The sequence below is a fragment of the Allobosea sp. genome, assembly GCF_035944895.1.
Taxonomy (GTDB): Bacteria; Pseudomonadota; Alphaproteobacteria; order Rhizobiales; family Beijerinckiaceae; genus Allobosea.
Window position 1 is genome coordinate 70,240 of the sequence record NZ_DASZAT010000005.1, and the last position, 18,619, is coordinate 88,858.

The 18,619-nt window shown below is 67.5% G+C and carries 18 protein-coding genes; 14 read left to right on the top strand and 4 right to left on the bottom strand.

The genetic code is table 11. The annotated features are described in order from the left end of the window. Positions 1-23 precede the first annotated feature (23 nt). Positions 24-1,343 carry a hydroxymethylglutaryl-CoA reductase, degradative gene (locus tag VGV58_RS02775; protein WP_326872449.1) on the bottom strand — a complete coding sequence of 440 codons (1,320 nt, stop codon included), beginning with the start codon at positions 1,341-1,343 and terminating at the stop codon, positions 24-26. Between the two features lie 160 nt (positions 1,344-1,503). Here VGV58_RS02775 and VGV58_RS02780 point away from each other — a divergent pair, with 160 nt between their 5' ends. Continuing rightward, entirely contained in the window at positions 1,504-2,913 is a 1,410-nt protein-coding gene (locus VGV58_RS02780) for an aminotransferase-like domain-containing protein (protein WP_326872450.1), read from the top strand. A gap of 26 nt (positions 2,914-2,939) precedes the next feature. Here the strand turns inward: VGV58_RS02780 and VGV58_RS02785 are convergent, their stop codons facing one another. Continuing rightward, positions 2,940-3,848 (bottom strand): LysR family transcriptional regulator, encoded by a 909-nt coding sequence (locus VGV58_RS02785; RefSeq protein WP_326872451.1) that lies wholly within the window; start codon positions 3,846-3,848, stop codon positions 2,940-2,942. A gap of 116 nt (positions 3,849-3,964) precedes the next feature. Between VGV58_RS02785 and VGV58_RS02790 the strand changes: the two genes are divergently transcribed. The 13 genes from VGV58_RS02790 (at position 3,965) to ung (ending at position 16,664) form a co-directional block, all read left to right on the top strand. Beyond that, positions 3,965-5,398 carry an NAD-dependent succinate-semialdehyde dehydrogenase gene (locus VGV58_RS02790; protein ID WP_326872452.1) on the top strand — a complete coding sequence of 478 codons (1,434 nt, stop codon included), beginning with the start codon at positions 3,965-3,967 and terminating at the stop codon, positions 5,396-5,398. Between the two features lie 25 nt (positions 5,399-5,423). Next, positions 5,424-6,404, top strand: a complete 981-nt coding sequence (locus VGV58_RS02795; RefSeq protein WP_326872453.1) for a dihydrodipicolinate synthase family protein — start codon at positions 5,424-5,426, stop codon at positions 6,402-6,404. A gap of 36 nt (positions 6,405-6,440) precedes the next feature. Further along, a complete protein-coding gene (locus VGV58_RS02800) occupies positions 6,441-6,992 on the top strand; it encodes a 3-hydroxyanthranilate 3,4-dioxygenase (protein WP_326872454.1) in 552 nt (183 codons plus the stop codon). A gap of 113 nt (positions 6,993-7,105) precedes the next feature. Beyond that, the gene (locus tag VGV58_RS02805; RefSeq protein WP_326872455.1) at positions 7,106-8,287 is read left to right on the top strand and encodes an ABC transporter substrate-binding protein; all 1,182 of its coding nucleotides are present in this window, start codon (positions 7,106-7,108) and stop codon (positions 8,285-8,287) included. A 1-nt stretch (position 8,288) separates the two neighbouring features. Next, complete coding sequence (locus VGV58_RS02810) at positions 8,289-9,263, top strand: MBL fold metallo-hydrolase (protein WP_326872456.1); 975 nt, start codon at positions 8,289-8,291, stop codon at positions 9,261-9,263. 86 nt (positions 9,264-9,349) lie between these two features. After that, positions 9,350-10,480 (top strand): ABC transporter substrate-binding protein, encoded by a 1,131-nt coding sequence (locus VGV58_RS02815; protein WP_326873549.1) that lies wholly within the window; start codon positions 9,350-9,352, stop codon positions 10,478-10,480. Positions 10,481-10,555: 75 nt separating this feature from the next. Then, complete coding sequence (locus VGV58_RS02820; protein WP_091832562.1) at positions 10,556-11,470, top strand: branched-chain amino acid ABC transporter permease; 915 nt, start codon at positions 10,556-10,558, stop codon at positions 11,468-11,470. Positions 11,471-11,522: 52 nt separating this feature from the next. Further along, positions 11,523-12,485: a branched-chain amino acid ABC transporter permease gene (locus VGV58_RS02825; RefSeq protein WP_326873550.1), complete on the top strand. Its 963-nt coding sequence runs from the start codon at positions 11,523-11,525 to the stop codon at positions 12,483-12,485. Next, positions 12,482-13,234 carry an ABC transporter ATP-binding protein gene (locus tag VGV58_RS02830; protein ID WP_326872457.1) on the top strand — a complete coding sequence of 251 codons (753 nt, stop codon included), beginning with the start codon at positions 12,482-12,484 and terminating at the stop codon, positions 13,232-13,234. The genes VGV58_RS02825 and VGV58_RS02830 overlap by 4 nt, the downstream gene beginning before the upstream one ends. After that, entirely contained in the window at positions 13,234-13,935 is a 702-nt protein-coding gene (locus VGV58_RS02835) for an ABC transporter ATP-binding protein (protein ID WP_326872458.1), read from the top strand. Before VGV58_RS02830 ends, VGV58_RS02835 begins: the two co-directional genes overlap by 1 nt. Next, the gene (locus VGV58_RS02840) at positions 13,922-15,037 is read left to right on the top strand and encodes an alpha/beta hydrolase (RefSeq protein ID WP_326872459.1); all 1,116 of its coding nucleotides are present in this window, start codon (positions 13,922-13,924) and stop codon (positions 15,035-15,037) included. The genes VGV58_RS02835 and VGV58_RS02840 overlap by 14 nt, the downstream gene beginning before the upstream one ends. Continuing rightward, positions 15,034-15,855, top strand: coding sequence for an aspartate dehydrogenase (locus VGV58_RS02845; protein ID WP_326872460.1), 822 nt, complete (start codon positions 15,034-15,036; stop codon positions 15,853-15,855). Before VGV58_RS02840 ends, VGV58_RS02845 begins: the two co-directional genes overlap by 4 nt. Positions 15,856-15,941: 86 nt before the next feature. Further along, positions 15,942-16,664, top strand: coding sequence for a uracil-DNA glycosylase (gene ung, locus VGV58_RS02850; protein WP_326872461.1), 723 nt, complete (start codon positions 15,942-15,944; stop codon positions 16,662-16,664). Between the two features lie 3 nt (positions 16,665-16,667). Here ung and VGV58_RS02855 read toward each other — a convergent pair whose 3' ends face one another. Both VGV58_RS02855 and VGV58_RS02860 read right to left on the bottom strand, forming a co-directional pair. Further along, the gene (locus tag VGV58_RS02855) at positions 16,668-17,900 is read right to left on the bottom strand and encodes a phenylacetate--CoA ligase family protein (RefSeq protein ID WP_326872463.1); all 1,233 of its coding nucleotides are present in this window, start codon (positions 17,898-17,900) and stop codon (positions 16,668-16,670) included. 29 nt (positions 17,901-17,929) lie between these two features. Then, on the bottom strand, positions 17,930-18,604 hold the full coding sequence (locus VGV58_RS02860) for a zinc metallopeptidase (protein WP_326872464.1): 675 nt from the start codon (positions 18,602-18,604) through the stop codon (positions 17,930-17,932). Between the last annotated feature and the right edge of the window lie 15 nt (positions 18,605-18,619).

Consider the following 18,619-nt stretch of genomic DNA (forward strand, 5'->3'; position numbering starts at 1 on the left):
TCTGTGGTGAGTCCTGAAAAAGGTCAGCCCTTGCGCCGCTGCGCTAGCAGCTCGCGCGCCCGGTCGACACGGACGTCGTGCGTGCGGGCGAGCTCGGCAGCGATCGCCTCGATCTCGGCGCCCTCGGCACCGGCAACGATGGCGATGTTGCGGGCATGCAGCGCCATATGACCGCGCTGGATACCTTCGGTCGCCAGCGCCCTGAGCGCCGCCATGTTCTGGGCGAGTCCAACCGCGACGGTGACCTCGGCCAATTCCTGCGCGCTGGTGACGCCGAGCAGGCGCAGCGCCCATTGCGCCAGCGGATGGGTCTTGGTGGCGCCGCCGACCAGGCCGAGCGCCATCGGCATCTCGATCGAGCCGACGAGGTTGCCGTCGCGATCCTCTTCCCAGGTCGTCAGCGAGGTGTAGCGGCCGCTGCGGGCGGCATAGGCATGGGCGCCGGCCTCGATGGCGCGCCAGTCATTGCCGGTCGCGACCACCACCGGGTCGATGCCGTTCATGATGCCCTTGTTGTGGGTGGTAGCGCGGTAGGGATCGATCGCGGCGAAGGTATAGGCGTCGAGCATGCCGTCGATCATGCGGCGGCCGGAGTATTCCTTGGTCGCCAGCGCGGCCTCGGGTATGGTGACGCTGGCGCGCGCCAGCCGGAGATCGGCGAGGTTGGAGAGGATGCGCAGGCGCACCGTGCCGCCGGTGATGCGCTCGACGATCGGCGCCACCGTCTCGGCCATGGTGTTGACGGTGTTGGCGCCCATCGCGTCGCGGACGTCGACGAGCAGGTGCATCACCACGATCGGCCCGCGCGGCGTATGCGGGAAGACATGGACCTCGATGCCCTGGCAGCCGCCGCCCAGCGAGATCAGCACCTTGTCACGGGCATTGGCCGCGGCGACGATCTCGGCTTGAGCCGCCAGCAGCTTGTGGCGGGCGCCCTCGGGATCACCGATGCCGAGCAGCTGGACCTGCGCCCGCATGATCGGCCGGTCGCTCGACGTGCGGAAGCCGCCGGAACCACGTGCGATGCGGGCCATGTAGGAAGCCGCGGCGACGACGGAGGGCTCCTCCACCGCCATCGGGATCAGGTAGTCCTTGCCGTTGACGGCGAAATTGGTGGCGATGCCGAGCGGCAGTTCGAAGGTGCCGACGACATTCTCGATCATGCCGTTGGCAAGGGTGAGCGGCAGCGCTCCCGGCTGCGCCAGCAAGGCGCGGTCCGCATCGGCCAGCCCGGCCGCCGTGACAGCCTCAGCCAGCCGTTCGGCACAGCTCAGATTGCGGTAGTTCTCGATGCGCGAGTTCACCTCACGCCCGGCGGCGCTGTGCGCCTCGGCCGTCACCATGTCGTGTCCTCCCCAGCCGGGGTTTTCATGCGCCTTGCAATGGGCAGCGGCGCTTCTTCGGTTGACAAGCTCGGACAATCGCCGGAGAGCGGCAAGGCACAATTTTCGCAATGTCCCATTCTCTGTACCAGTCAATTGACTGGTACAGATGCGAGGCTTGATGGACGAGCAGGCCGACAGCAACCGCACCGGCGCGATCGTCGCCCGGATCGGGCGGATGATCGACGAGGGGCTGCTCCAGCCCGGCCGGCGCATGGCCTCGCTGCGGCTGGCGGCCGGCGAATACGGCGTCTCGAAGAACACCATGGTCGAGGTCTATGACCGGCTTGTCGCCAACGGCCGGCTCGAAGCGCGGCGCGGCGCCGGCTTCTATGTCCGCGCGCCCGGCCAGCGGCCGAGTGAGGCGCCGCCGCCGCATATGAGCGAGGCGATCGACATCGTCTCGCTGCTGCGCGAGCAGCTCTGCCAGGTTCATCCCGTGCGCGTCGGCGACGGCCGTCCTCCGCGCTCCTGGATGGAGGATTCAGAGCTCGGGCGGCACTTACGTGTCCGCAGTGGCAAGGGCGACCTGCCGATCGAGCACGGCTATGGCGATCCGGTCGGGTACGCGCCGCTGCGCACGCAGATCGGGCTGATGCTGGCCGAGCGCTCGATCCAGGTCTCGCCGGCGCAGATCCTGATGACCTTCGGCGCCAATCACGCGCTCGACCTGATCATCCGCCAGTTGCTGCAGCCCGGCGACACCGTGCTGGTCGACAGCCCCGGCTATTACCCGCTCTTCGGCAAGCTGAAGCTCGCCCGCATCGAGATGGCCGGCGTCAGGCGGCTGCCGGACGGGCCTGATCTCGACGATCTCGCCGCGCAGATCGCACGGCATCGGCCGAAGGTCTTCTTCACCCAGTCGCTGGCGCACAACCCGACCGGCGGCTCGATCGCCCTGCCGATAGCCCATCGCCTGCTGCAGCTCGCCGCGCAGCACGACCTCATCATCGTCGAGGACGATCCCTTCGCCGATGTGATGCCGGCGAGCGCGCCGCGGCTCGCCGCCCTCGACCAGCTCGAGCGCGTGATCTATCTCGGCACCTTCTCGAAGACGCTCTCGGCGAGTCTGCGCATCGGCTATGTCGCCGCGAGCCCGGCGCTCGCCCGCTCGCTCGGCGACATGAAGATGCTGACCGTGGTCAACTCCTCCGGCTATCTGGAGCGGCTGGTCAGCGACCTGATCGCCAGCGGCCAGTACCGCCACCATCTCAAGCGCCTGAAGGAGCGAATCGGCAAGGCGACCCGCATTGCTTTCGGCGGGCTGGAGCGTCTCGGCCTGCCGATCTTCTCGCGCCAGGGCGGCGGCTATTATCTCTGGGTCGGCTTGCCGCCGGGCCTCGACGATCTCGCACTGGCGCGCCGCGCCTCGGAGCAGGGCATCTTCATCGCGCCCGGCACCGTGTTCATGCCCGAGCGGCACCAGCCCGAAGGCGATGAGCGGGCAGCCGGGATGCGGGTCAACGTCGCCTATGCCGACGACCCCGCCTTCATGGCCTTCCTCCAGGCCGAATTGGCGAGCATCTCCTAGCAGTTGGAGCTTCGGTGGCGCTGAAATCAGTCGATGTCGGCCGGCGTCAGGCGGCGAACATGGCGGCGCAATACGGTCTCGAACGTCGCCAGCGCCGGCGAGATCGAACGGCCGCTCGGCCGGATCATGACGATGTCGCGCGCAATCGCCGGGTTCGCGAGCGGCCGGGCAAGGACCCGGCGATGCGGCGCCGCAGCCCGCGCATAGGTCGGCAGCACGGCGACGCCGAGCCGCGCCTCGACTAGGGCCAGGGCGGTCGTGATCTGCGAGACTTCATAGGCCGGCACGAGCGGGATGCCGACGCTCTCATAGGCGACCTCGACCAGGAGCCGGATACCGCTGTCGCGGGTCAGCGTGATCAGCGGCTCGCCCTGCAATTCGCGCCAGTCGACGCTCGTATCGGCGAAGCGGCTGCCTGGGCTGCAGAACAGCATCAGCTGGTCGCGCGCCATCGGGATGCGCTCGATGCCGTCCTCGACGGCGGCGAAGGTTCCGAGGCCGCAATCGACCCGGCTCGTCCTGACGGTTTCGATGATCGTGTCGGTGCGCGCATCGAGCACCGCGACCTGCACCCCTGGGAAGCGCTCGCGCATCTCGGCGATCGCCTCGGGCAGGATCGCCGCCGCCAGCAAAGGCGGGGCGGCGACAGTGATCTTGCCGCGCCGGCGCTCGGCGAGATCGTTGGCATTCTGGATGGCAAGGTCGAGATCGTGGACAATCTTCGCAGAGGCGCCCTGGAATTCGCGGCCGCCCTCGGTCAATTCGACCCGGCGCGTGGTGCGGTCGAACAGGCGGATGCCGAGCGCCTGCTCCAGTTCGCGCACCAATTGCGACAGAGCCGGCTGCGCCATGTGCAGGCGCTCCGCCGCCTTGGTGAAGGTGCCGTGCTCGGCGACGGCGAGGAAGGCCTGGATCTGTCGGAGCGTGACTGCCATGCCAATTTATAGGCACATCATCTGAATTCAGACAAATAAGCTGAATTCCATATGGCCGTGACCGCCGCCATCATGCCTCGACATCGCGCCGCTGGCCGCTCCGTTCGAGGCTTTTCATGACCGCCTATCCCGATCTGCAGCTCTATATCGGCGGCGCCTGGCGCAAGACCTCCGACAGCCTGCCGGTGCTCAACCCGGCCGATGAAAGCGTGATCGGCGCCGTGCCCGTCGCTGCTCGCGCCGATCTCGACGATGCGCTGGCTGCGGCCAGGGAGGGCTTCAGGGTCTGGAGCCGGACGTCGCCGCGTGCCCGTGGCGAGATCATGCTGAAGGCGGCTGTGCTGATGCGGGCCCGCATCGACGAGATCGCCCATGCGATCACGCTCGAGCATGGTAAGCCCTTCGCCCAGGCGCAGCTCGAGGTGATCCGCGGCTGCGAGTTCTTCGAATGGGATGCCGCCGAGGGCCAGCGCACCTATGGCAGGGTGATCCCGAGCGAGCCCGGCATCAAATATGTCGTGATGCACCAGCCGATCGGCATGGTCGCGGCCTTCTCGCCCTGGAACTTCCCGATGAGCCAGCCGGCGCGCAAGATCGCCGGCGCGCTGGCCGCGGGCTGCTCGATCATCCTGAAGGCGGCCGAAGAGACGCCGGCCGGTGCGCTCCATATCGCCCGCGCCTTGCACGATGCCGGCCTGCCGCCCGGCGTGTTCAATCTCGTCTTCGGCGTGCCCGCCGACATTTCCTCCTATCTGATCCCGCAGGAGCAGACCCGGCTGATCGCCTTCACCGGCTCGACCGCGGTCGGCAAGCACCTGACGAGGATCGCTGCCGACCATATGAAGCCGGTGCTGATGGAACTCGGCGGCCATGCCCCGGTGATCGTCTGCGACGATGTCGATCCGGTCGCGGCAGCGACGGCCTCGGCGATCCGCAAGTCGCGCAATGCCGGCCAGGTCTGCACCTCGCCGACCCGCTTCTTCGTGCAGGAGCCGATCTACGAGGCCTTCGCCAGGACCTTCGCCGAGAAGGCGCGATCAGTCGTCGTCGGCAACGGGCTCGATGCCGCAACGCAGATGGGCCCGGTCGCCAATCATCGCCGCATCGAGGCGATGGAGACGCTGGTGGCGGACGCCCGCGCCAAGGGCGCCAAGGTGCTGGCCGGCGGCGAGCGGATCGGCAATCGCGGCTATTTCTTCCCGGTGACGGTGCTCGCCGATGTGCCCGATGATGCCCGCGTCATGCGCGAGGAGCCGTTCGGGCCGCTCGCGGTGATCAACCCGGTCTCGACGCTGGACGACGCGATCGCTAAGGCGAACGGCCTGCCCTTCGGCCTTGCCGCCTACGCCTTCACCCATTCGGCCAGCCGGGCCGATCGGCTCGCCGACGAGATCGAAGCCGGCAACGTCTCGATCAACACGTTGGAGGCCTCGGTCGCCGAGGTGCCGTTTGGCGGGGTCAAGGACAGCGGCTATGGCCGCGAGGGCGGCGCCGAGGGTTTGGCGCATTACACGACCATCAAGACCGTCTCGCACCGCATGGCGATCTGACCGTGGGCGACAAGGAGACAGCCGCATGAAATACGCCAAAAAGGACGCGAAGGCTTACACCCGCGCCAATATGAAGGGCATCTGGGCGGCTGCGCTGACGCCCTTCACCCAGTCGCTCGCCGTCGACGAGGACGGCTTCCGCGAGAATATCCGGCACTGGACGGACGATCTCGGCATCGACGGCCTGTTCATCGCCGGCAAGCAGGGCGAGTTCTTCGCGATGTCGGTCGAGGAACGCAAGAAGAGCTTCGAGCTCGCGGTCGAGGCCACCGCCGGCAGAGGCCAGACGATCATGTCCTGCTCCGACCAGAACATGGACGTCGTCATCGATCTCGCCAAGCACGCCCAGAGGGTCGGCGCCGACTACATCGTCGTGCACGCGCCGCTGCTGCACTTCTTCAAGGCGCAGGACGAGACGCTCTACGAGTACTACCGGACCATCGCCGAACAGGTCGATATCGGTATAGCCCTCTGGAGCCACCCGGACTCGGGCTATCTGATGAGCCCGCAGCTCTGCAACCGGCTCGCCGACATCGAGAACGTCGTCGCGATCAAGTACAGCGTGCCGCGCGCCATGTATGCCGAGCTCACCCGGCTCGCGGGCGACCGCATCCTGGTCAGCACGGCCTCCGAGGAGGAGTGGCTCGACAACATCGTCGAGCTCGGCTGGCAGGTCTATCTCTGCTCCTCGCCGCCCTATCTGATCCAGACGGCGGCCGACCGGCGCATGCGTGAGTACACCGATCTCGCCTTCGCCGGTGAGGTCGAGAAGGCCCATGCCATCCGCGACAGCCTGAACCCGGTGCGCGAGGCGCTGCGCACGACGCGGCCGGCCGAGAAGCCGCATGCGCATCAGAAATACTGGCAGGAGCTGCTCGGCCAGGTCGGTGGGCGCGTGCGCGCACCGCTGCTCGAGCTGACCGAGGCCGAGAAGGCGGCGACACGCGCCGCCTTCGAGAGCTGTGGCTTGAAGCTTGCTGGCCGGCCTCTGGCGAAGGCTGGCTGAAACGCGGTTCGGATGGAACAACCGGGAGAGACGGATATGGCGAGCGAAGGACGGCTGAAGGCCTTCAACTTCAAGAAGTGGATCGCGGAGAACGAGCACCTGCTGAAGCCGCCCGTCGGCAACAAGAAGGTGTTCTCCGATGGCCAGATGACCGTGATGGTGGTCGGCGGGCCGAACCAGCGCGCCGATTTCCATGACGACCCGGTGGAGGAGTTCTTCTACCAGCTCAAGGGCGACATGATGCTGAAGCTGGTCGACAACGGGCAGCATTACGACGTCACGATCCGCGAGGGCGACGTCTTCCTGCTGCCGCCGCATGTGCGCCATTCGCCGCAACGCCCGCAGGAGGGCTCGATCGGGCTCGTGGTCGAGCCGGCGCGCCATGCCGACCAGGTCGACGGCTTCGAATGGTACTGCTTCGAATGCAACGGACTGGTGCATCGCATCGAGCTGAAGGTCGGGGATCTCGTGAAGGACCTGCCGCCGCTCTACGAAGCCTTCTTCGCCGATGAGAAGGCCCGCACCTGCAAGCAGTGCGGGGCTGTCCATCCCGGCCGCAAGCCGCCGGCCGGCTGGGTCGCACTCTAGGCCACGAAGCGCCGCCATCGCCCGACGGCGCTCCACGACCGCGCAACAGCGCGGCGCCACGGAATGCCTTGTCGAATGGATCGACGGGTAGGCCGGAACGATCGGAGTTTGGAATGAAACTGCGCGGAAGGCTGTTCGGCATTGCGTTATCCCTGCTGGCCGGCGGCAGCGCCCTGGCCCAGCAGACCCCCATCAAGATCGGGATGATCACCACCTTGTCGGGGCCTGGCGGTTATCTCGGCCAGGACATCCGCGATGCCTTCAAGCTCGCCATCGACATGGCCGGCGGTAAGCTCGGCGGCGTGCAGGTCGAGATGGTCGTCGAGGATGACGGGTTGAAGCCGGGCCAGGGCAAGCAGATCGCCGAGAAGATGCTGAAGACCGACGGCGTCAGGCTGTTCACCGGCATCGTCTTCTCGAACGTCGCCGGCGCGACCGTGCCGGACATCGTCGATTCCGGCGCGATCTATGTGAGCGCCAATGCCGGGCCCTCGGAATTCGCCGGCAAGGAATGCAACGAGAACTACTTCGTCATTTCCTGGCTGACCGACACCATGCAAGGCAGTGCCGGCCGGAATGCGACCGATCTCGGCTACAAGAAGGCTTTCGTGCTGGCGCCGAACTACCAGGCCGGCAAGGACGCGATCGCGGGTTTCAAGCGCTTCTTCAAGGGCGAAGTCATCGGTGAGGTCTATACCCGCCTCGACCAGACCGATTTCGCGCCGGAAATGGCGCAGATCCGTGCGGCCAATCCCGAGGTTGTCTTCCAATTCCAGCCCGGCGGTCTCGGCATCGCCTTCCTGCGTCAGTACCAGCAGGCCGGCCTGCTCGGGAAGGTGCCGATGGTCGTCGCGGAGCCGTCGATGGATCACACGATCCTCTCGGCTGTCGGCGACGCCGCCGTCGGCCTCAACGTCTCCGGCCACTGGAACACGGATCTGGACAACCCGGCCAACAAGGCCTTCGTCACCGCCTTTACGAAGGCCTATGGCCGGACGCCGACGATGTATGCCGCGCAAGGCTACGATACCGCGCAGGCCATCGCCGCCGCGTTGCAGGGCAGCGGCGGCAACGTCAAGGATGCCTCCGCCTTCCGCAAGGCGATGCTGAAGGCCAACTTCGCATCGACGCGCGGAAACTTCCGTTTCGGCGCGAACCAGCATCCGGTGCAGGATTGGTGGGCCATGGTCGTCGACAAGGACGAAGCCGGGAAGCCGACCCTGCGCACCCGGGCCAAGCTACTGAGTGAGCAGGGAGACCCCTTTGCTGCGCAGTGCAAGCTGCCGGGGCCGTGACATGGCCGAGCTGACGCGCTTGCGATTGCCGGAACTCTCGGCCACGGCCGATTTGCTGACCATCGGCGCGACCCGGATCTATCGGGTCGCCGACATGGAGGGCATCGGCTGGCCGGTGAAGGCGATGTTCGGCGCGTTGATGCCGGCAGATTTGGCGGCCGCTGCCGAAAAGTTGCCCGAAGGCGCCATCGATGCGGTGAACGCCACGCTCGATCTCAGCTTCAACAGCTATCTGATCGCCCGGCCGGACCTGACCGTGCTGATCGATGCCGGCATCGGCAATGGCAAGGAGCGGCCTGATCGCCCGGCCTGGCATCGCCGCTCCGGGCGCTTCCTCGATGTGCTGACGGCGCTGGGCTTTCCGCCCGAGAGCATCGATCTCGTCGTCAACACCCATCTCCATGCCGACCATGTCGGTTGGAACACGGTCCATGACGGGCAAGGCTGGCGGCCGACTTTCTGCAAGGCACGCTATGTCGTCCCTCACGCCGAGCTCGATCACTGGTCGGCGCTGCACGCCGCCGATCCGTCCGGTGCCACCCTGCACGGCGCCTTCGTCGACAGCGTGCTGCCGCTCGTCGAGGCGGGCGTCCTGACCGGTGTCGAAACACCGGCGGAGATCGCTCCCGGCCTGTCGCTCGAGCCTGCGCCCGGCCATTCGCCGGGGATGGCCATCGCCAGGCTGCGGACCGAGGCGGGCGATGTCTGCTTCCTGGCCGATCTGATTCACCACCCGATCCAGCTCGTCATGACGGGGTTGAACTCGAATTTCTGCGGCGACCCGACCCAGGCGCTGGTGACGCGCGACCGCATCCTGCGTCGCTGCGCGGCGGAAGCGGCGATCGTCGCGCCCTATCACTTCGCGTCCCCCGCCTTCGGAAAGGTCGAAGCGAGCGGTGACGCAGTGTCGTTGCACTATTTCCCGGTATCGCGGGATGACATTATTCTCCCGGCGGGCGAGCCGGAACTATCGTGAACAAAACGACCAATAAACAGGGGAACTCGACAATCATGCGCAAGCACACGACACGAAGCATCGCCGCCTCCTTCGGCCTGACCTCGATGCTGCTGGCCTCCGCGGTCTTCGCCCAGCAGGCGCCGGTCAAGATCGGCATGGTCACGACGCTGTCCGGGCCGGGCGGCTATCTCGGCCAGGACATTCGGGACGCCTTCAAGCTCGCCATCGACATGAATGGCGGCAAGCTCGGCGGTGCGCCGGTCGAGCTCGTGGTCGAGGACGATGCGCTGAAGCCCGGCCAGGGCAAGCAGATCGCCGAGAAGATGCTGAAGACCGACGGCATCAAGATCATGACCGGTATCGTCTTCTCGAACGTCGCCGGCGCGACCGTGCCCGATATCGTCGATGCCGGGGCGCTCTATGTCAGCCCCAATGCCGCGCCGTCGAACTTCGCCGGCAAGGAGTGCAACGAGAACTATTTCGTCGTCTCCTGGCAGAACGACAGCCTGCACGAGAGCGCCGGCCAGCACGCCACCAATCTCGGCTACAAGAAGGCCTTCATCCTCGCCCCGAACTACCAGGCCGGCAAGGACGCGCTCGCCGGCTTCAAGCGCCTGTTCAAGGGCGAAGTCGTCGGTGAGGTCTATACGCGACTCGACCAGACCGATTTCGCGCCGGAGATGGCGCAGATCCGCTCGGCCAATCCGGACGTGGTCTTCCAGTTCCATCCGGGCGGGCTCGGCATCGCCTTCCTGCGCCAGTATCAGCAGGCGGGCCTGCTCGGCAAAACCCCGATGGTGCTGGCCGAGCCCTCGCTCGACGCGACCACGCTGAAGGCGGTCGGCGACGCCGCGCTCGGCCTCAGCGTCACCGCGCACTGGAACACCGACTTCGACAACCCGTCGAACAAGGCCTTCGTCGAGGCCTTCACCAAGGCCTACAACCGCGTGCCGACCTACTATGCCAGCCAGGGCTACGACACCGCGCTCGCCATCGCTTCGGCGCTGAAGGCGACCGGCGGCAAGGCCGACGTGCCGGCGCTGCGCAAGGCGCTGGCCAAGGCCGATTTCCAGTCGGTCCGCGGCGCCTTCAAGTTCGGCCCGAACCAGCATCCGGTCCAGGACTGGTATGCGCTCAAGGTCGAGAAGGGCGCGGACGGCACGCCGGTGCTGAAAACCTCTGGCAAGGTGCTGAGCAATCACAGCGATGCCTACGCCAAGGACTGCAAGCTCTGAACCACTGACAAGCTCCCGCATCGACGGGATGGGCCGCTTCAAGCCCATCCCGTCGCCAGCCGGACGTGACCTGCAATGACGCTCGTTCTCGAACAATTGCTCAACGGCCTGCAGTTCGGCGTGATGCTGTTCCTGCTCGCCGCCGGGCTAACGCTGATCTTCGGCATCATGGGCGTGATCAACCTCGCTCATGGCTCGCTCTACATGGTCGGCGCCTATGCCGCCGCCTTCGCCGCGGCGCAGACCGGCTCGGTCTTTCTCGCGATCCTGGCGGGCCTTGCCGCGGCCGCCATCGTCGGCATGGCGATGGAGCTCTTCGTGCTGCGTCGGCTCTATGCCCGCGACCATCTCGACCAGGTGCTGGCGACCTTCGCGCTGATCCTGATCTTCAACCAGAGCGTGACGCTGCTGTTCGGGCGCCAGCCGCTCTTCGTCTCGGTGCCATCCGTGCTCAACGGGTCGGTCCAGTTGCTGCCGGGGCTCACCTACCCGATCTATCGGCTGATCATCATCGCCGTCGGCCTCCTTGTTGCGCTCGGGCTCTACCTTCTGATCAACCGCACCCGCATCGGCATGCTGGTCCGGGCCGGCGCGACCCATCGCGAGATGGTCCGGGCGCTCGGCGTCGATATCCGTCTGCTCTACACCGCCGTCTTCGGGCTTGGCGCCCTGCTCGCCGGCCTCGCCGGGCTGATGGCCGGGCCGATCCTCGCCGTGCAGGTCGGTATGGGCGAACAGATCCTGATCATGACCTTCGTCGTGGTGGTGATCGGCGGCGTCGGCTCGATCCGCGGCGCCTTCTTCGGGGCACTGCTGGTCGGCCTCGTCGACACGGTGCTGCGCGCCTTCCTGCCCGGCCTGCTGCGCCAGGTCATGACCGGCTCGGAGGCCGATGCGCTCGGTGCCGGCCTGGCATCGATGGGTATCTACATGCTGATGGCCGTGGTGCTGCTGGTGCGGCCCAAGGGACTCTTCCCCGCCAATGTCTGAGGACGCCATCACCCACCCCGGCTCCCCTGCGCCGAGCACCGGCCGTGCGCTGATGCGGCTTGCGCTCGCCCTCGGGCTCGTCGCGCTGCCTTTCCTCGTCCAGGCGCTCGGCCAGCCGGCTCTGGTGCCGCTGGCGACCCGCGTGCTGATTTACGCGATCGCCGCCGCCAGCCTGAACCTCGCGCTCGGTTTCGGAGGGATGGTGTCCTTCGGCCACGCCGCCTTCTTCGGGATCGGCGGCTATGTCGTCGGCATCCTCTACCGCACCTATGTCGATGACGGCCTCTTCCTCGGCCTGATCCCGGGCACGGGCCAGCTCCTGATCACGCTGCCCGCGGCGATCCTGGTCGGCGGCCTGCTCGCGCTGCTGATCGGCGCGTTGTCCTTACGCACCAGCGGCGTGCAGTTCATCATGATCACGCTCGCCTTCGCGCAGATGCTGTTCTTCCTGTTCGTCTCACTGAAAGCCTATGGCGGCGATGACGGCATGACGATCCGCCGCCGCAACGAGCTCTTCGGGCTCAACACCCGCGACGACATCACCTTCTATTTCATCTGCCTTGCCGTCGCCGCGCTCGTCTTCCTGGCGCTCTGGCGCATCGTCGGCTCGCGCTTCGGCATGGTGCTCGCCGGCATCCGACAGAACGAGCGGCGCATGGCGGCGATCGGCATCGCGCCCTATCGCTACAAGCTCGCCGCCTTCGTCATCTCCGGCATGGGCACCGGCCTCGCCGGGGCGCTGATGGCGAATTATCTGCGCTTCGTCAGCCCCGACATGCTGCACTGGACCAAGTCGGGCGAGCTGATGATCATGGTCATCCTCGGCGGCGTCGGCACCTTGCTCGGCCCGCTGTTCGGCGCCGCCGCCCTCGTCATTCTCGAGACGGTACTGACTTCCCTTACCGAGCACTGGCAGCTCATTCTCGGGCCGATCCTGCTGCTCGTCGTCCTGTTCACGCAAGGCGGGCTCAACGGGCTGTTCAACCGCCTCGGCCTCGGCAGGAGCGAGCGATGACGAAGCCGCTCCTCAGCGTCCGCGGCCTGCGCAAGCGCTTCGGCGGGCTGATCGCCACCGACAATGTCGATCTCGACGTCGTCGAGGGCGAGATCCACGCGTTGATCGGCCCCAACGGCGCCGGCAAGACGACGCTGCTGACCCAGCTCTTCGGCGAGCTCAGCCATGATGAAGGCGAAATCCGGCTGGAGGGCGAGCCGATCGACGCACTCGCCACGCCGCAGCGTGTCCAGCGCGGCCTCGCCCGCACCTTCCAGATCAACCAGCTGCTGCCCGATTTCAGCATGCTCGACAATGTCGCGCTCGCCGTGCAGGCGCGGCAGGGCCACAGCTTCCGTTTCCTGGGCGATGCCCGCCGCGACAAGAGTCTGCGCCAGCGCGCCCGCGAGCACCTGACGGCCGCCGGCCTCGCTCACCGGGCCGAGGTCAAGGTCGCCGATCTCTCCCATGGCGAGCAGAAGCAGCTCGAATTCGCCATCGCGCTGGCCTGCGAGCCGCGCCTCTTGCTGCTTGACGAGCCGATGGCGGGCCTCGGCCATGCCGAGAGCGAGCAGATGGTCGCGATGCTCTCCGGGCTGAAGGGGCGTGTCACCATGCTGCTGGTCGAGCACGACATGGACGCGGTCTTCGCGCTCGCCGACCGGATCTCGGTGCTGGTCTATGGCCGCATTATCGCGACCGGCACGGCGCAGGAGATTCGCGACAACGAGGACGTACGCACCGCCTATCTCGGCGACGGAGACGCCTGATGCTGAGCGTGCGCAATCTGCAATCGGCCTATGGCGCGAGTCAGGTGCTGTTCGATGTCGGCCTCGACATCGGCGAGGGCGAGGTCGTCACCCTGCTCGGCCGCAACGGCATGGGCAAGACCACGACGGTGCGCTCGCTGATGGGGCTGCTCGCGCCAAAAGGCGGCGAGATCAGCTTCGACGGCCGCAAGCTCAGGGGCGACACGCCGGAGGCGATCGCCCGCTGCGGCATCGGCCTGGTGCCCGAGGGGCGGCAGGTCTTCCCGACGCTGACCGTGCGCGAGAACCTCGTCGCCACCGCGGCCAACCGGCTCGGGCGGTCCTCGCCCTGGACGCTGGAGCGGGTTTACGCCCTGTTCCCGCGCCTTCAGGAGCGCGCCGGCCAGTCGGCCCGCACGCTGTCGGGCGGCGAGCAGCAGATGCTGGCGGTCGGGCGGGCGCTGATGACCAACCCGAAGCTGCTGATCCTCGACGAGGCGACCGAGGGCCTCGCGCCGGTGATCCGCGCCGAGATCTGGCGCTGCATCGAGGCGCTGAAGGCGCAGGGCCAGTCGATCCTGCTGATCGACAAGAACATTGCCGTGCTCAAGCGCCTCGCCGACCGGCACTACATCATCGAGAAGGGGCGCACGGTCTGGTCGGGTTCCAGCACCGACCTCGCGGCCAATGCGGAACTGGTGCATCGCTATGTCGGCGTCTGAGAACGAGATCGTCGCGCGTAGCGTCGCGATCGACCCCGTCGAGGCCCTGCGCGACACGCTGAGCGAGATCCTCGCCGGCCTGGTCGCGGCCGGCTGCGGCCCGCATCACCTGACAGGCATGGAGTGGGAGAGCGTCGATCCCGCCGCCTTCCACCTCTCGCGCCACACGGTCGAATTGGCCTATCGCGAGGTCTTCGCCGGTTTCCGGCCGCCGATCCGATCGCGGCCCGGAACGGAGCCCGGCCTGACGATCCGCGCCCGCCACGCCTCGCCGCAGCCGCTGCCGGATATCGAAGTCGACGGTTATCCGCTGCGCGAGCTCGGCCGGCAGTACAGCCCGCGCCTGCAGGCCGACATGACCGCGCTGTTCCGGCAATGGAGCAGGGACGGCGCCGCCTTCCGCGCCGGCCATGCGGGGCTCGACCTTGCCTATGGCCCGGGCTGCTTCGAGACGCTCGATCTCTATCGCCCGGCCGGCGTGAAGCGCGCGCCGATCTTCGTCTTCATCCATGGCGGCTACTGGCAGGCCTCGGACAAGCTCCAGCATGCGCAGTTCTCGCAAGGGCTGCTCGACGCTGGTTTCGCCGTTGCCCAGCCGAATTACGGGCTGGCGCCGGGTACGCCGCTCGAGGCGAGCATCGCCCAGACCGTAGCGGCGCTGAATTTCCTCGTCCGGGAGGCCGAAGCGCTCGGTCTCGATCCGGCGCAACTGCACATCAGCGGCCATTCCGCCGGCGGCCACCTCGCGGCGATGGCGCTGTGCGATCCTGCGGCGCCGCCGGTTGCCTCGGCCCTGCTGCTCTCCGGCCTCTATGATCTGAAACCGCTCGGCCATCTGCCGATCGGGCGCCTGCTCGGCCTCGATGATGTCGAGCGAGCGGCACGGCTCAGCCCGCTCGGGCGGTCGCGTCCTGCCGGCACTCGCCTTGCATTTGCGGTTGGCGAGGGTGAGAGCGAGGCGTTCAAGCGGCAATCGGCGAGACTGGCGACGGCCTGGCAGGCGCCGGAACCGCTGATTTGTCCGGGCCATCATTTTAGCATGCTCGACGGGCTGAATGGCGGCGCGCTGCTCGACCTCGCCTTGCGGACGGCCGGACGATGATAGGTCGCCGGCGCAAGCCGCTCCGGATCGGGCTGATTGGCTGGGGCGCGATCAACCGGCATGTCGTCCGGCTGTTGTCGCGATCGGCGATCGCCGACGCCATCTCGATCGTTGCCATCGGCGTGCGCTCGCCGGAGAGAGCCCAGAATGTTCCGGCCGGGGCAATGCTTCTGACCGATCCGGAGCAGCTTGCCGGGCTCGATCTCGACATCGTGGCGGAAGCAGCAGGCCAACCGGCGGTCGCCGCCTGGGGCGATAGTGCCTTGCGGCAGGCGGGGGCGTTCGTGGTGACCTCGGCCGGCGCCCTCTCCGACACCGCGCTGCTTGAACGTCTCATCGCGGTCGCGGAATCCGCCGGCAGCCAGCTCGTCGTCACATCAGGCGCGCTTGCCGGGATCGATGCGCTCGCGGCCGCCTCCGCGCTGCCGCTCGACGAGGTCGTCCACGCCATCGTCAAGCCGCCGGCGGCCTGGCGAGGCACGTCGGCCGAAAGCCTCGTCGCGCTCGACGCGTTGACCGAGCCGGCAAGCTTCTTCACCGGCTCGGCCCGCGAGGCGGCTCGGCGCTTTTCCCAGAATGCCAATGTCGCGGTGATCTCGGCGCTCGCCGGCATCGGGCTCGACCGGACCCGCGTCGAGCTGATCGCCGATCCCGGGATCGCCGCGAACTGCCATCGCCTGAGTGCGCGCGGCGCCTTCGGCCGCCTCAGCGTCACCATCGAGAACCGGCCGCTCGCCGACAATCCAAAATCGTCGGAAATGGCCGCGCTCAGCCTCGTCCGGATGATCAGCAACAGGGTAAGCCCGCTCTACCGCTGATCCTGCCGCCACTCGACCGGGTCTTCGCGGACTGAGATGATCCGCGGGCTGGGATTGCGCCGCTCCGTGGTCTATCCGGGATGACGATGGATGATCCGACCACGATGACATTGACGACCTATCGCGCGGCGCTCGACGCCTTTCTGGCCTCGCCTGCTTCGGCCTCGTGGCACGATCTTTCCGTCTTCCGCGATGGCACGGTGGCGCGCGCCTGCGCTGCCGTCGATGCCGAACATGGGGCCGGCCATGTCGTCGCGCCGGTGCCGGAGCGCTTTCTGGCGGCACTCGCGCTGACGCCGCTCGATCAGGCGCGGGTCGTCATTCTCGGCCAGGACCCTTATCCGACACCGGGGCACGCCAACGGACTCGCCTTTTCCTATGTCGGGCCGCCGCCTCTGCCGCGCTCGCTGGTCAACATCTACAAGGAACGGGCCGAGGATCTGCAATGTGCCGCCCCCGTCAGTGGCGATCTCTCGGCCTGGGCGAAACAGGGCGTGCTGCTGCTCAACACTGCGCTGACGGTGCGCGAGGGGGCGACACAGGCCGGCTCGCATCTCAAGCTCGGTTGGCGCGCGGTGACGGATGCGATCCTTGCAGCCGTCTCGCAGCAACGGCCGCATGTCGTCTTCATGCTCTGGGGCTTGCCAGCGCAGGCCAAGCGCGCCCTGATCGACGAGGGCAGGCACCTCGTCATCGCCAGCGCTCACCCTTCGCCGTTGTCGGCGCAGCGTGGCTTCTTCGGCTCCAGGCCGTTCAGCCAGGCGAATGACTGGCTGAAGGCGAAGGGGGAGGAGCCGGTCGCGTGGTGAGGCTTATCCCACCGGCCGCTCGTCGGCGATGACCTTGCCGTCATTCGGCAGCGCGCCGAGCGGCAGCACCTCGACGGAGCCCTTCAGCTTGGTCACCTGTTGCAGCGTCGAGGACACTGCGTCAATGAAGCCTGTCGGCTCGGCATAGATCTCGGCTTTCAGCGTCATCGTGTCGAGCTCGTTGGCGCGGCCGATGACGAGGCGAAGCTTGGCGATCTCGGCATGGCGACGGGCGATCTCGGCGACCTGCTCGGGTCGCACGAACATGCCCTTGACCTTGGTCGTCTGGTCGGCGCGGCCGAGCCAGCCCTTGATCCTCGCATTGGTGCGCCCGCTGGCGCTCGCCCCCGGCAGGACCGCAGTGAGGTCGCCGACCGCGAGGCGGATCTGCGGGTGGTGCGGGTCGAGATTGGTGACGACGATTTCGCCGACCTCGCCCTCGGCGACTGGATCGCCGGTGCCGGGGCGGACGATCTCGACGATCAGGTTCTCGTTCAGCACCATGCCGTCGCGGGCGCTGGTCTCATAGGCGATCAGGCCGATATCGGCGGTGGCGTAGAGCTGGTAGGCGTCGATGCCGCGTTCGCGCACCCAGGCCTGCAATGAGGGCGGGAAGGCCGCCCCCGAGACGATCGCCCGCTTCAGGCTGGAGGTGTCGACGCCGCGGCTGTCGGCCGCCTCGATCAGGAGCTTCAGGAAGTCCGGCGTGCCGAGATAGGCGCTCGGATTGTAGGCGCCGATCACCTCCATCTGCTGCTCGGTATTGCCGGGGCCGGCGGGGATGACGGCGCAGCCGATGGCGCGCGCGGCTGAATCCATGATGAAGCCGCCCGGCGTCAGATGGTAGCCGAAGGTGTTGAGCACGACGTCCCCCCGGCGGAAGCCGGCGGCATAGAGGCCGCGCGCCGTGCCCCAGGGATCGCTGCCGGTGCCCTCCGGCTCGAAGATCGGGCCGGGTGAGGTGAAGAGCCTGCCGAAGGAGCCGAGCGGCGTGCCGACGAGCCCGCCGAAGGGCGGTTTGTCCTTGTGCAGGGCCGGCAAGTCGGCCTTGCGCAGCACCGGCAGCCTGGCGAGGGCAGCGCGGTCGGTGATGGCAGCGGGATCGACGCCCCTGAGATGCGCGGCATAGCCCGGTGTTGCCAGCGCAGCGGCGATCACGGCCGGCAACCGGGCGAAGAGATCGGCCTCGCGCCGCTCGGGCGGCCGGGTCTCGAGATCGTCGTAGTGCTCGCTCATCGCTCTTGCCCTTGGAAATGGTGCCCCGCCTATCGGCGCAGGATGCGAAGGAAATTGAGCAGTCCCATCAGGGAGGCCGCGACATAGGTCATCGCCGCGGCCCTCAACACACCGCGTGCCGCCGGCATGTCGTCCGGGTGCAGATAGCCGTCCTGCTCGAGGATCGGCAGTGCCTTGCCGAAGCTGGCGTCGAACTCGACCGGCAGCGTCACGACATGGACGACGAGCCCGATGCCGAGCAGCGCCAGCACTGCGGCAAACTGCGCGAAAAGCACGCCCGGCGCCCGCACCAGGAGCATCACCAGCGGTGCGGTGACGAGCACCACCATCGCGACCTTGTCGATCTTGCCCAGCAGCCGGGCGAGGCTGGTGCGGATATCGAAGAGACGGCTGCCCTGTGCATGCTGCAGCGCATGGGCGACCTCGTGGGTCGCGACGGCGACGGCGGTGATCGAGCGGCCGTCATGGTTGCCGGGCGAGAGCCGCACGGCACGAGCATCGGGATCGTAGTGATCGCCGGCGGCGGTGATCTCCACGGGGATTGTCTGCAGGCCGAAACGATCGAGCAGGTGGCGGGCAAGCTCGCCGCCGGTGCCGGGAAGGTCTGGCCTGTCTGCGGCGTGCCTGTCCATTTCGTAGCGGACCCAGAATTGCGGACCGTAGATGACGGCGACGAGAAGGAGGGCGAGGACGATATAGAGCATGATCGGCTCCTGCCC

What these genes read in the sequence shown, in the direction of transcription:
- VGV58_RS02830 (WP_326872457.1), top strand. Translation starts at nt 12,482, where the DNA reads ATGACGAAGCCGCTCCTCAGCGTCCGCGGCCTGCGCAAGCGCTTCGGC.
- VGV58_RS02775 (WP_326872449.1), bottom strand. Translation starts at nt 1,343, where the DNA reads ATGGTGACGGCCGAGGCGCACAGCGCCGCCGGGCGTGAGGTGAACTCG.
- VGV58_RS02795 (WP_326872453.1), top strand. Translation starts at nt 5,424, where the DNA reads ATGAAATACGCCAAAAAGGACGCGAAGGCTTACACCCGCGCCAATATG.
- VGV58_RS02800 (WP_326872454.1), top strand. Translation starts at nt 6,441, where the DNA reads ATGGCGAGCGAAGGACGGCTGAAGGCCTTCAACTTCAAGAAGTGGATC.
- VGV58_RS02855 (WP_326872463.1), bottom strand. Translation starts at nt 17,900, where the DNA reads ATGAGCGAGCACTACGACGATCTCGAGACCCGGCCGCCCGAGCGGCGC.
- VGV58_RS02815 (WP_326873549.1), top strand. Translation starts at nt 9,350, where the DNA reads ATGCTGCTGGCCTCCGCGGTCTTCGCCCAGCAGGCGCCGGTCAAGATC.
- VGV58_RS02805 (WP_326872455.1), top strand. Translation starts at nt 7,106, where the DNA reads ATGAAACTGCGCGGAAGGCTGTTCGGCATTGCGTTATCCCTGCTGGCC.
- VGV58_RS02840 (WP_326872459.1), top strand. Translation starts at nt 13,922, where the DNA reads ATGTCGGCGTCTGAGAACGAGATCGTCGCGCGTAGCGTCGCGATCGAC.
- VGV58_RS02820 (WP_091832562.1), top strand. Translation starts at nt 10,556, where the DNA reads ATGACGCTCGTTCTCGAACAATTGCTCAACGGCCTGCAGTTCGGCGTG.
- VGV58_RS02845 (WP_326872460.1), top strand. Translation starts at nt 15,034, where the DNA reads ATGATAGGTCGCCGGCGCAAGCCGCTCCGGATCGGGCTGATTGGCTGG.
- ung (WP_326872461.1), top strand. Translation starts at nt 15,942, where the DNA reads ATGGATGATCCGACCACGATGACATTGACGACCTATCGCGCGGCGCTC.
- VGV58_RS02785 (WP_326872451.1), bottom strand. Translation starts at nt 3,848, where the DNA reads ATGGCAGTCACGCTCCGACAGATCCAGGCCTTCCTCGCCGTCGCCGAG.
- VGV58_RS02860 (WP_326872464.1), bottom strand. Translation starts at nt 18,604, where the DNA reads ATGCTCTATATCGTCCTCGCCCTCCTTCTCGTCGCCGTCATCTACGGT.
- VGV58_RS02825 (WP_326873550.1), top strand. Translation starts at nt 11,523, where the DNA reads ATGCGGCTTGCGCTCGCCCTCGGGCTCGTCGCGCTGCCTTTCCTCGTC.
- VGV58_RS02790 (WP_326872452.1), top strand. Translation starts at nt 3,965, where the DNA reads ATGACCGCCTATCCCGATCTGCAGCTCTATATCGGCGGCGCCTGGCGC.
- VGV58_RS02780 (WP_326872450.1), top strand. Translation starts at nt 1,504, where the DNA reads ATGGACGAGCAGGCCGACAGCAACCGCACCGGCGCGATCGTCGCCCGG.
- VGV58_RS02835 (WP_326872458.1), top strand. Translation starts at nt 13,234, where the DNA reads ATGCTGAGCGTGCGCAATCTGCAATCGGCCTATGGCGCGAGTCAGGTG.
- VGV58_RS02810 (WP_326872456.1), top strand. Translation starts at nt 8,289, where the DNA reads ATGGCCGAGCTGACGCGCTTGCGATTGCCGGAACTCTCGGCCACGGCC.